The sequence below is a fragment of the Streptomyces longispororuber genome (genome assembly GCF_014656095.1).
GTDB lineage: Bacteria > Actinomycetota > Actinomycetes > Streptomycetales > Streptomycetaceae > Streptomyces > Streptomyces longispororuber.
The window spans coordinates 17,547-28,971 of the sequence record NZ_BNBT01000114.1 but is presented as its reverse complement, the minus strand read 5'-3'; the positions used below and the strand labels follow the sequence as shown (position 1 = coordinate 28,971).

Below are 11,425 nucleotides of genomic sequence, written 5' to 3'. Positions count from 1 at the left end.
GCCACGCGCGGCGCTTGCGCCGGGGCCGGTCGGGCGGAGCCGGGGAGTCACGGGTGGGCGGGCGGGAGATCCGCCGCGGTAGCGGCGGCACGGGCGGGGCGCCACGCGCGGCGCTTGCGCCGGGGCCGGTCGGGCGGAGCCGGGGAGTCACGGGTGGGCGGGCGGGAAAGGCCCGGCCCACCGGGGCCCCACCGCAGCGGGCCCCCGGCCAGACCTAGCGGAGGCGGTACCCCCGCCCCCGCCCCCCGAACAGCTCCGCCTGCCGCCCAGGCCCCGCGTTGCCCAGCGCGATGAGGTGCGGAGCCTGGGCGAGGGCCTGGGCCCGGGTGGCCTCCTTGGCCGCCCAGAGGGCCCGGACGGTGCCCTGTACCGCCTCGGTGGGGCAGGCGGCGAGGACCGCCGCGGCCCGGGTCGCCGCGGACAGCAGCCCGTCGCCGGGGCACACCTCCGAGACCAGCCCCACCTCGTACGCCCGCCGCGCGGACACCCGCTCCGCCGTCCCCATCAGCGCCATCCGCGCCACCTCCCCGAACGGCATCCGCTGCGCCATGAGCGCCGTCTCGTACGCGCTGACCATCCCGTACGTCGTGTGCGGGTCGAAGAACGTGGCGTGCTCGGCCGCGAGGACGAACTCCGCCTCGCCCAGCAGGTAGAAGGCTCCGCCGCACGCCATGCCGTTGACGGCGGCGACGACCGGCTTCCACAGGTCGTTGGCCTTGGGGCCGACGGTGAGCAGCGGGTCGTCGAGGGAGTACGGCGAGCCGGGCTGCGCCACCCGCACCGCCCGGTCGATGCCCGTGCAGAACGCCCGCTCGCCCGCGCCGGTGAGCACCACGGCCCGTACGCCGTCGTCGTAGCGGAACTCCCGCCAGGCAGCGGTCAGTTGGCGTACGAGGTCGAGGTCGAGGGCGTTGTGCCGCTCCGGCCGGTCCAGGGTCAGGACGGCCACGCCCGTGGCCTCGTCGCGCCGCACGCGCAACCCCCGCCCGGCCGCGGCCCCGCTCGCATCCCCCGTCACGGCCGCTCCAGGACCCAGCGCGGCACCACGACCCCGCCCTGGTCGGCGAAGACCGCCTGCACCCGGGCGCCGATGCGTAGCCGCCCGGGCGCCACGGAGTCCAGCGGGGCGCCCGCCCGCGCGACCAGGTTGCCGACGAGCCGGATGTGCGGGGCGTCCGCCAGCTCGACGAGCACCGGGTGGTACGGGACGAGCGCGGCGTAGCCGGGCAGCAGCGGTGGGTGCGGGACGACGTACGACCAGATCCGGCCCTTGCCGCTCGTGCGACGCCAGACGGCGGCGAAGGAGCCGCAGCGCGGGCAGCAGGGGCGCGGCGGGAAGCGCATGGCGCCGCAGCCGGCCGCGGCGCAGGCCTGGACGCGCAGCTCGCCGCGGGCGGCGTACTCCCAGAAGGGCGCGCCGTCGTCGTCGACGACGGGTGTCAGCAGCTCGGTCATGGCTCCCCACGTCTCCCCACGTCTCAGTTCCGCAGCAGCACGGCCGACGTCGGCACGCCCTCGCCCGCGGTGACCAGGCAGGTCTCCGCCCCCGGCACCTGTGCCGTGCTGGTGCCGCGCAGTTGCCGTACGCCCTCCGTGATCAGGTTGAAGCCGTGCACGTACGCCTCGCTGAGGCCGCCGCCCGCCGTGTTGAGGGGGAGGCGGCCGCCGGTCTCCAGGGCGCCGCCCTCGGTGAACGCGCCGCCCTCGCCCCGGCCGCAGAAGCCGTAGCCCTCAAGGGAGAGCGGGATGAGCGGGGTGAAGGCGTCGTAGATCTGGGCGACGTCGACGTCCTCGGGGCCGAAGTCGGCCTGCTTCCACAGGTGGCGGGCGGCCGTCCAGGCGGGGCCCGCGAGCGGGTCGTCGTTCCAGTAGTTGACCATGCCGTGGTGCTGGGCGGGCAGCCCCTGCGCGGCGGAGTGGACGTACACCGGCCGGTGGCGGCAGTCGCGGGCGCGGGCGGCGGAGACGAGGACGCACGCCAGCGCGCCGTCGGTCTCCAGGCAGTTGTCGAAGAGGCAGAGCGGCTCGCTGATCCACCGCGAGGTCATATACATGTCCCGGGTCAGCGGGCGCTCGTACATGATCGCGGCGGGGTTCTGGTTGGCGCGGTTGCGGCAGGCGAGGGCCACGTTGAAGAGGTGGTCGCGGGTGGCGCCGTACTCGTGCATGTAGCGGCGGGCCAGCATGGCGATCTCGTCGGCGGGCCGGAGCAGCCCGAAGGGCCGCGTCCACTGGGCGGGCGTGGGGAGTTGGGCGGTGGTGTCCGTCCACGGCCGGGGCCCGCTGCCGCGCTTGCGGGAGCGCCAGGCGACACCGACCGTGGCCTGGCCCGTGGTGATCGCGGCGGCGAGGTGCGCGAGGGTGGCGCAGGAACCGCCGCCCCCGTAGCCGACCTTGCTGAAGAAGGTGACGTCCCCGGCGCCGACGGCTTTGGCCAGCTCCACCTCGTCGGTCTCCTCCATGGTGTACGAGGCGAAGGCGTCGACCTCGGAGGGCGCGATGCCCGCGTCGGCGAGCGCGGCGAGGACGGCCCGGCACGCCAACGCCTTCTCGCTCTCCGGCAGTCGCCTGGCGAAGGGCGTCCGGCCGATGCCGACGATCGCCGTGGAGTCCTTGAGGAAAGCCGTGCCGTCGGGCGGAGCCATACGGGAACCTCCACACGGTCGCGCGCCGCACCCGCTGCTGACAGCGCGTCAGGCTACCGCTAATCTGACGGTTAGTCAGCTACGGCGGCGGGCGGGAGGGCGCGATGCGCGGCGACCTGGAGTGGGGCAGCGTCCCGGGCCTGGTCCGGGCGGCCCGGCGCCGCTTCGGCGACCGGGAGGCGGTCGTCGAGGGGCGGGTCCGCGTCACCTACGACGAACTCGGCGCGCGCGTCGAGCGAGCCACCGCCGCGTGCCTGGCGTACGGGGTGCGGCCCGGGGACCGGGTCGCCGTCTGGGCCCCGAACACCCTGGACTGGATCGTCTCCGCGCTCGGCGCGGTCGGCGCCGGGGCGGTCCTCGTCCCGCTGAACACCCGCTTCAAGGGCGCGGAGGCGGCGGACGTGCTGCGCCGCTCACGCACCCGGCTGCTCTTCGTCACCGGCACCTTCCTCGGCACGTCGTACGTCGCCTCGCTGCGGCGCGCGGCGGGCGACGGCCCCGGGAGCGGGCCGCTGCCGGGGCTTCCCGGCCTGGAGGAGGTCGTCGTCCTCGCCGACGACGCGCCCGCGGACTTCCGCACCTGGAAGGAGTTCCTCGCGGGCGGCGACGGCGTCCCTGACACCGACGTACGCGCCCGGGAGCGGGCGGTGACCGGCTCCTGCCCCTCGGACGTCGTCCACACCTCCGGCACCACCGGACACCCCAAGGGCGTGGTGACCACCCACGCCCAGACCCTGCGCTGCTACGCCGTCTGGAGCGATCTCGCCGGGCTCCGCGCGGGGGACCGCTATCTGATCGTGAACCCCTTCTTCCACACCTTCGGCTACAAGGCCGGGGTCATCGCCTGCCTCATGCGGGGCGCCACGATGATCCCGCAGCCGGTGTTCACCGCGGACACCGTCCTCGCCCACGTGGCCGCCGAGCGCGTCTCGGTCCTCCCCGGGCCGCCCACGCTCCACCAGTCCCTCCTCGACCACCCGGCCCGCGACTCCTACGACCTGTCCGCGCTGCGCCTCGTCGTCACCGGCGCGGCGACGGTGCCCCTGCGCCTGGTGGAGCGGCTGCGCTCGGAGCTGCGCGTCGCGACCGTCCTGACGGCGTACGGCCTCTCCGAGGCGAGCGGCATCGTCACGATGTGCCGCAGGGGCGACCCGGCGGAGGTCGTCGCCGCGACGTCCGGCCGCGCGATCCCCGACACCGAGGTCAAGGTGGTCAACCCGGCCGGCGCGACCCTGCCGCCCGGCACCCCCGGCGAGATCCTCGTCCGCGGCCACCACGTCATGTCCGGCTACGACGGGGACCCGGCCGCGACACGGGAGGTCCTCACCCCCGACGGCTGGCTGCGCACCGGCGACGTGGGCGTCCTGGACCCGGCCGGGAACCTGACCGTCACCGACCGGATCAAGGACATGTTCGTCGTCGGCGGCTTCAACGCCTACCCCGCCGAGATCGAGCGGCTCCTCACCGGCCACCCCGACGTGGCGGACGCCGCCGTCGTCGGCGTCCCCGACACACGCCTCGGCGAGGTCGGCAAGGCGTACGTGGTGCGCCGCCCCGGCGCCACGCTCACCGCCGACGACGTCATCGCCTGGGCGCGCCGGGAGATGGCGAACTACAAGGTGCCGCGGCAGGTCGCGTTCGTACCGGAGCTGCCGCGCAACGCGAGCGGCAAGGTCCTCAAGCGCGAGCTGCGCCGCGGGGCGGCGCGGGGCTGACACGGCGGGCCGACGTGCCGGGCTAGCCGGTGGCCGCCCGTTCGCCCGCGCTCCGCTCCACGCAGAACTCGTTGCCCTCGGGGTCGGTCATGGTCACCCAGCCGGTCCCGTCCGGCCTCCGGTGGTCGCCGACGACGGTCGCGCCCAGCCGCAGCAGCCGCTCGACCTCCTCGTCGCGCGTCCGCTCCTGCGGCTGGAGGTCGAAGTGCACCCGGTTCTTCACGGTCTTGGCGTCCGGCACGGCGACGAACAGCAGCGTCAGCCCGTCAGGCGTGCCGACCAGGGCCTCCGGGTCCCCGGGCCGGTCGTCGTCGGAGACCGACCCGCCGAGCACCTCCGCCCAGAAGGCGCCCAGCCCGTAGGCGTCGGAACAGTCGAATGTGACGTGGCGCACGAGTGTCGTCATGCAGTGACGGTGGACGGCGGGGAGCACCCCTGTCCACCCAATTCCCGCACCAGCGACGGCAGCAGCCCCCGCCTCCGCTACGCCCGGTACCGGGGGAACGCGCTCGTGTCGATGCTCCACTTCCCGAGCCGCACGGTGTCACCGAACTTGTACCGGCTCGGCGTATCTCGGTACCGCGGTTCACCGCTCGCGCTGTCGGGGCCGGAGTGGACGGTGACCGTGCCGTCACGCGGGTCGACGATCGCGTAGAGGGGAACGCCGATGCGCGGGTGGTCGCGGAGCTTGGTGACGTAGTCGTTGCCGGGATCGGAGGGGGATACGACCTCGACCGCGACCGAGACGTCAGGGGCGAACACGGCGAAGTCGTCGTCCTGCCGCTCATAGGCCTGCTCGGTCATGACAAGCAGGTCCGCCGTGCGGCACAGACCGATCCCGGGATGGTGCACGCGGTTCTCCGCAAGGGTGACGGCACGGCTGTCCTGGCTCTCCACCTGGACGGCCAACGCGGTCACGATCCGCCCGTGCGGGTTGGAGGGGGACATCATGTGGATGGTGATCTTCTGGTTCGCGATGTCGGCCCGCACACGGTTGCCGCGCCGGTCGGCCGCGTCGATGACGTCGTCGGCCAAAATGCGGAGCTGATCGTATGTGGCGATCGGTCCGTGCGGGTGCGGTTCGACCGGCTGCGCGCTCACGTCGGTCTCCTTCTCGCATGATGTGGCGCTGCCCACGGTACTGCGGACGGCTCCAGTCGTGCGTGGACGTTGCCCGTGCGGTCAACGCCTCGCCGCGCCGTGGGTTGCAGGGACGGAGAGGCGCTGGGGTTCCGGGTGGAGGGGGCTGGAGGGAGGAGCCGGTGAGTGGGGGCGGGTGGTGGGATGCGGCGCTGTCACGCCTGTGAGCAGGTGTTCTAGACTTCGCGCGTCCGAGCGCCGCGTCGAGTGCGGCGCGCCTGAATGTATGGGGGAACTTCACGTGCGTATCCGTACGGGTGCGGCCGCGGCCGCCTTGGCCGGTCTGCTGGCCGTCGGCGCGGCGGTACCGGCGCAGGCCGACAGCGGCGGGGCCGCGCGGCACAGCGGCACCGCCGTCACGCAGGCCGCCCGCGCCGGCTCCGGCGTCGGCATGTTCCAGACCATGGGCGACAACGTGCACTTCTCGCACACCGTGCGCGGCACGATCAACGCCCACGGCTGGTGGAAGAACCTGCGCGGCCCGGCCGGCATCAAGGCCAAGGTCACCGTCTGGCTCCAGGTCAAGCGCGGCGGGGAGTGGAAGACCCTGACCAAGGCGGCCAAGGACGTCTACTCCGGCGGCGGCAGCGGCAAGCGGACGGCCGCCGCGTACAAGTGCACGTACAACGTGGGCCAGTACGACTTCCGCAGCGTCATCGACGTCGACCTCATCGGCTACGCGGACGACAGCTACAAGAAGATCACGCCCACCCAGCGGCTGGGCTGCGGCCTCTGACCGCTGGGCCCGCTGTGCCGGACGATCTGTCTGATCTCGCTGCTCTCGCTGATCCGGCTGTGATCGCGGGCTGACGACGGTGCTGGAAGACTGACTCTTCCAGCACCGTCTGCTTTCTCCGGGAGTGCCCGTGTTTCCCCCCGCTTCCTCCCCGGCTCCGACTCCGGCTCCGGCTGCGGCCCTTCCGCCGACCGTCGTGGTCGGTCTGCACGGGGTCCTGCGGCGCCACCCGTGGTTCGACCGGGTGGTGGCGCGGGCCGCCGAGCAGGCCGACGACGAGGGCTCCGCCGAGGAGGACGTCCTGTTCCTGGCGGTCGACCGGGCCGGTGCGTACGGCTGGCGGACCGTAGGGGGGCTGCTGCACGAGGGCGGCGAGGTCACGGCCGAGTACGAGCCCACGGCCTGGGCCCACCAGGAGGTCGGCGGCGACTGGACGCCGGGCGGCGGGGTGCGGCGGCTGGCGTGGCTGGGGGCGGGGGTCCTCGCGGACGCTCCGGCGGGGCTTCCCGTGCGGCCGATCGCCCTGGTGCTGTCCGAGACGCTGGCCCGCGTGGGCACGGTGACGTTCACCGGCCTGGACGCCCTGGTGCCGCTGGGGGCGGCCGGGCGCGGCACCGGCTTCCACCAGGTGGAGCTCGCGCCGTGGTTCGGGCTCGCGGACCCGGAGGCCCGGCACGAGGTGGTGGTGACGGTCTGCTGCCGCCCCGGCGAGGGCGGAGCGGAACGGGGCGACGCGGAGGCGCTGCGCGCGGCGGTACGGGAGACGGCGCGAGGGGCGCTGGACGTCCACGCCCCCACACCCCCGGCCGGCCCTCCGCCGGGCCTGGCCCTCGACCTGGACCGCACCGTGCACACCCAGGGCATGCACGAGACACTCCGCTTCACCTGCACCACCCGGGAGTGGTCACCGGACGTGGCGGTATGGCTGACGGAAACGGTGGCGGAGGCCCTGCGCGGGGCGGGACGGCGGGCGCCCGTGGTGGTGACGGTGTCACTGGGGCGGTTGCCGGCGTAGCTCGGGGCGCGTGGCCCGGGGCCGAGCGGTCGGCCCGGCCCCGGGGATGCTCAGCGCTGCGGGACGGACGGCATGGCGCCGTCACCGGGCGGAGCGGGCAGGTGGCTGTCGCCCAGCGGGCCGACGGGGATCATCCCGTCACCGGGCGGAGCCGGGAGGTGGCTGTCGCTCAGGGGAGCGACCGGCATCGCGCCGTCCCCGAGCGGACCCGCCGGGGCGTGGCCCTCAGCCAGCGCGGGAGCGGCTGCTCCCGCCGACGCCGCGGTCATCACTGCCAGGGTGACGAGGATCTTTTTGGTTCGCGTCATTCCAACTCCTTGGAGGGGGCAGGCTTTCCACAGCGGACTTTAGCCGGAAATGCGCGCCTTGTTCGAATAACTGCGCATATATGCGCTTGAGTTGAGCCATGAACGGCTCGTGGACATACCTCGGCCGCGGCGGCTCCCCCTCCGCGCCGCCGCGGCCGATCCCCGTCGGGAATGAAGGTCTTCAGTCCTTGGGCGGAGCGGGAATGTGCCCGTCACCCATCGTGGTGGCGCCGCCGTCCTTCGTCGGGGACGGGATGAGGTCATCCGCCCCAGGGGTGACCTGTCCGTCACCCGGCGGGGCCGGAATGTGGCCGTCCCCCATCGGCTTGAGCTTCTTCTTCCTGGTTTCGCTCATCGTGACTACTCCTGCTTGGTGCGGGGCTCCGGGACTAGACCGCCCGCTCGGCAACTCCCCCGAGGGTCGCCGAGCGGGCGGTCCAGGGCCGCTCACGATAGCTGTGGGGCCCACGCGACCCGTCTGCCCCCCGACGCGACGGATCGTTGAAATAAGAGTGGCAGGCCGTCATAAACGTTCGATGAACGTGCCGGACGACGGCGTGACAGGAGCCGCTACGGGGCGGGCGTCACACCACCGCTACCGGGCGGAGCAGGGCGCGCACCTCGTCCGCTTCGCGGGCGCCCCGCTGCTCGTGCAGTGCCAGGGACTTGGTCCAGCAGGCCCGCGCCCGGTCGAGCTGTCCGAGACCGTTGAGCGCCTTGCCGAGGACCGTGAGGACGTTGGCGCGCATCCAGTCGCCGCCGACGCAGCCGGTGCTGAGGGCCTGCTCGGCGTGTTTGGCCGCCTGTGCGGGGTGCCGGGCCACCAGGTGCACCTGGGCGATGCGGTAGTGCGCGGTGCCCTCCCACAGCCGCTGGCGGTTCTCCGCGAAGATGTGGAGGGCCTCGGTGAGCTCCACGAGCCCCTCCGCGTGCCGGCCCGCCTGGCTGAGGCTGATCCCCAGGGTGTACTTGGCGTTGGCGACCCGGAAGCTGATGCCGAGCGCGTCGTACAGGGCCACCCCTTGGCGGGCCAGTTCGATGGACTGGTCGGTGCGCCCCATCATGGCGGCGACCCGGGACCAGTTGCACAGGGCGCTCGCCTCGCTGTGCCGGTTGCCGTCCTGCCGGAACACCTCGATGGCGCGCAGGACGTGCGCCTCGACGGTCTGGAGCACGTGCGGGTCGCTGCCCGCGTGCTGGTTCATGCAGGCGACGGCGATGGCCAGCTCGTTCGCCGCGTTTCCCCGGGCCCAGGGGTCGTCCGCCGTGGCGGCGAGGTCCGCCGCGCGTTCCAGCTCCGCGGCCGCCCGGTCGAAGTGGCCCACCTTGTTGAGCACCTGCCCCAGGGTGACGCGCGCCCGGCCCTCCGCATGGGGGTCGTCCGTCGCCCGCGCGGCCTCGCAGGCCGCCCGTGTCGCCAGCTCGAAGCGGTGCGAGCTCGCCCCCGACTCCGCGAGGTCCTTCGCCGCGAGGAGCAGGTCCACCGCGCGGCGCAGGCCGTCCTGGGTCAGGGACTGCTGGACGCAGGCCAGGATGCAGGCCGCTTCCGTGTGCAGCCAGTCCAGGGCCTTGGTGTCGTCGGTGAAGCCGGGCAGCGGGTGGTCGACGGGCTCCAGGTGGTCCACCGTCCTGTCCCCGGGGCGCTCGATGGCGTACACGCGGGCCGCCGAGGACAGGTAGAAGTCCAGGAGGCGGGAGAGCGCGGCGGCGCGTTCGGCCGGCGGCAGTTCGTCGCGTTCCGCGCAGGCGCGGGCGTAGAGGCGGACCAGGTCGTGGTAGCGGTAGCGGCCGGGGGCGGCGGACTCCAGGAGGGAGGTGTCGACCAGGGACTCCAGGAGGTCCTCGGTGTCCTCGACCGGCAGGTCCAGCATCGCCGCGGCCGCCGTGAGGGAGATGTCGGGGCCGTCGGCGAGGCCGAGGAGGCGGAAGGCGCGGGCCTGGGCGGGCTCGAGCTGGCCGTAGCCGAGTTCGAAGGTGGCGGCGACGGCGAGGTCGCCCGCCTGGAGCTCGTCGAGGCGGCGGCGCTCGTCCGCCAGCTTCGCCGCGAGCGTGGAGACGGTCCAGGTGCGCCGGGACGCGAGCCGGGACGCCGCGATGCGGATGGCCAGGGGCAGGAAGCCGCAGGCCGCGACCACGTCGAGCGCGGCCTTGCGCTCGGAGGCCACGCGCTCGTCCCCGACGATCTTCGTGAAGAGCTGGAGGGCCTCGTCCGGGGACATGACGTCCAGGTCGACGAGGTGCGCCCCGGCCAGGTCCACCATCCGCGTCCGGCTCGTCACCAGCGCGGCACACCCCTCCGTGCCGGGCAGCAGCGGCCGGACCTGCGCGGCGTCGCGGGCGTTGTCCAGCAGGACCAGGACGCGGCGGCCGTCCAGGACGGAGCGGAACAGCGCGGCCCGCTCCTCCAGGGTGTCCGGGATGGCGGAGTCGGCCGTGCCGAGGGCGCGCAGGAAGGCGCCCAGCACGGTCTCGGGCTCGGCGACTCTGGGGCCGGCGCCCTGGAGGTCGACGTAGAGCTGCCCGTCGGGGAAGTGCGGGCGCGCGGCGTGCGCGACGTGCACGGCCAGGGCGGTCTTGCCGACCCCGCCGATCCCGGCCAGCGCGGAGACCGCCATGACGCGGCCCTCCGCGGTGGAGAGGATGTCCGACAGTTCCTTGACGAAGGAGACGCGGCCGGTGAAGTCCTGCACCGTCGCCGGGAGCTGCGCCGGGCGGACGATGCCCGCCGCGGGCTCGGCGGCCGGGGCGGCCGGTTCGGCCAGGGCCGGGTCGGCCTGGAGGATGCGCTGCTGGAGCTCCTGGAGGCCGGGGCGCGGGTCGACGCCCAGCTCGTCGGCGAGGAGGCGGCGGGTGTCCGCGTAGACGGCGAGGGCCTCGGCCTGGCGGCCGGAGCGGTAGAGGGCGAGCATCAGCAGCTCACGCAGGCGCTCGCGCAGCGGGTGGGCGGCGGTGAGGGCGGTGAGCTCGGAGACCGACTCGGCGTGGCGGCCCTGCTCCAGGTCCATGTCGAGGCGGGCCTCGACGAGCTGGAGGCGCCACTCCTCCAGGCGGGTGCGCTGGGCCTCGGCGTACGGGCCGGGGACGTTCGCGAGGGGCTCGCCGTCCCACAGGGCCAGGGCCTCGTTGACGAGGGCGCGGGCCTCGCACAGCTCGCCGTGGGCGCGGGCCCGCTCGGCCCGGGTCCACAGCGCCTCGGCCTCGGTGAGGTCGAGCGCCCCGTCGGCGATCCGTACGGCGTAGCCCCCGGACTCGCTCACGAGGGTGCCCGGCGGGAGCACCTTGCGCAGCCGGGAGGCGTAGGTGCGGATGGCGGCGAGCGCCTGGGAGGGCGGTTCCTCGCCCCAGATGGCGTCGATCAGCTCGGCGGCGGTGGCGGTGCGGCGGTTGCGCAGCAGGAGGGCGGCGAGCAGGGCCTGCTGCTGGGGGGACCCTGTGGAGAGCTGGGCGTCCCCGAGCCGGGCACGCACGGGCCCGAGCACGCTGAAACGGGCCACGGGCCCACCGTCCCCGGCGTCAGCACCCACCCCCGCCGCACCGGCAGCCCCGGCCCCGACAGCCCCGGCCCCGGCGATCCCGGCGGCCCCGGCACTCCCGGCCCCGGCAACCCCGACCCCGGCAGTCCCCGCGGCCCCGACCCCAGCACTCCCGGCAGCCCCGGCACTCCCGCCAGCCCCGGCCCCGGCACTCCCGCCAGCCCCGGCCCCAGAGCCCGAGGCCCCCGCGCCCAAAGCTCCAGTGACCGTGCCGGAAGCCCCGGCTCCCGAACCCGAAGCCCCAGATCCCGAAGCCCCCGAGCCCGAGGCCCGGGAGCCCGAAGCCCCGCCCCCCGAGCCGGAAGCCCCAGAGCCCGAAGCCCCAGAGCCCGA

At 74.5% G+C, this 11,425-nt stretch carries 11 protein-coding genes; 3 read left to right on the top strand and 8 right to left on the bottom strand.

Features of this window, described 5'->3' with window-relative positions; translation table 11 throughout:
• Nucleotides 1-214 precede the first annotated feature (214 nt).
• The 3 genes from IE330_RS27685 to IE330_RS27675 are packed head-to-tail and all read right to left on the bottom strand — an operon-like array spanning nucleotide 215 to nucleotide 2,645.
• Complete coding sequence (locus IE330_RS27685; protein WP_229925973.1) at nucleotides 215-1,018, bottom strand: enoyl-CoA hydratase/isomerase family protein; 804 nt, start codon at nucleotides 1,016-1,018, stop codon at nucleotides 215-217.
• Complete coding sequence (locus IE330_RS27680) at nucleotides 1,015-1,455, bottom strand: Zn-ribbon domain-containing OB-fold protein (RefSeq protein ID WP_190138868.1); 441 nt, start codon at nucleotides 1,453-1,455, stop codon at nucleotides 1,015-1,017. The genes IE330_RS27685 and IE330_RS27680 overlap by 4 nt, the downstream gene beginning before the upstream one ends.
• Nucleotides 1,456-1,478: 23 nt before the next feature.
• On the bottom strand, nucleotides 1,479-2,645 hold the full coding sequence (locus IE330_RS27675; protein ID WP_190138867.1) for a lipid-transfer protein: 1,167 nt from the start codon (nucleotides 2,643-2,645) through the stop codon (nucleotides 1,479-1,481).
• A gap of 104 nt (nucleotides 2,646-2,749) precedes the next feature.
• Between IE330_RS27675 and IE330_RS27670 the strand changes: the two genes are divergently transcribed.
• Entirely contained in the window at nucleotides 2,750-4,360 is a 1,611-nt protein-coding gene (locus IE330_RS27670; RefSeq protein ID WP_190138866.1) for a FadD3 family acyl-CoA ligase, read from the top strand.
• Nucleotides 4,361-4,382: 22 nt separating this feature from the next.
• On the opposite strand, the gene IE330_RS27665 is transcribed toward IE330_RS27670, so the two are convergent.
• Together IE330_RS27665 and IE330_RS27660 are read right to left on the bottom strand one after the other, a co-directional pair.
• Nucleotides 4,383-4,766: a VOC family protein gene (locus IE330_RS27665; RefSeq protein WP_190138865.1), complete on the bottom strand. Its 384-nt coding sequence runs from the start codon at nucleotides 4,764-4,766 to the stop codon at nucleotides 4,383-4,385.
• Between the two features lie 77 nt (nucleotides 4,767-4,843).
• Complete coding sequence (locus tag IE330_RS27660) at nucleotides 4,844-5,461, bottom strand: Uma2 family endonuclease (protein ID WP_190138864.1); 618 nt, start codon at nucleotides 5,459-5,461, stop codon at nucleotides 4,844-4,846.
• Nucleotides 5,462-5,741: 280 nt separating this feature from the next.
• Between IE330_RS27660 and IE330_RS27655 the strand changes: the two genes are divergently transcribed.
• Both IE330_RS27655 and IE330_RS27650 read left to right on the top strand, forming a co-directional pair.
• The gene (locus tag IE330_RS27655) at nucleotides 5,742-6,236 is read left to right on the top strand and encodes a hypothetical protein (RefSeq protein WP_190138863.1); all 495 of its coding nucleotides are present in this window, start codon (nucleotides 5,742-5,744) and stop codon (nucleotides 6,234-6,236) included.
• A gap of 196 nt (nucleotides 6,237-6,432) precedes the next feature.
• A complete protein-coding gene (locus tag IE330_RS27650; protein ID WP_190138862.1) occupies nucleotides 6,433-7,251 on the top strand; it encodes a hypothetical protein in 819 nt (272 codons plus the stop codon).
• A gap of 50 nt (nucleotides 7,252-7,301) precedes the next feature.
• On the opposite strand, the gene IE330_RS27645 is transcribed toward IE330_RS27650, so the two are convergent.
• The 3 genes from IE330_RS27645 to afsR form a co-directional block, all read right to left on the bottom strand.
• Complete coding sequence (locus tag IE330_RS27645; RefSeq protein WP_190138861.1) at nucleotides 7,302-7,559, bottom strand: hypothetical protein; 258 nt, start codon at nucleotides 7,557-7,559, stop codon at nucleotides 7,302-7,304.
• 181 nt (nucleotides 7,560-7,740) lie between these two features.
• Complete coding sequence (locus IE330_RS27640; RefSeq protein ID WP_190138860.1) at nucleotides 7,741-7,914, bottom strand: sigma-like protein; 174 nt, start codon at nucleotides 7,912-7,914, stop codon at nucleotides 7,741-7,743.
• A 229-nt stretch (nucleotides 7,915-8,143) separates the two neighbouring features.
• Nucleotides 8,144-11,038, bottom strand: a complete 2,895-nt coding sequence (afsR, locus tag IE330_RS27635) for an SARP-family global regulator AfsR (RefSeq protein ID WP_373314738.1) — start codon at nucleotides 11,036-11,038, stop codon at nucleotides 8,144-8,146.
• Nucleotides 11,039-11,425: the final 387 nt, after the last annotated feature.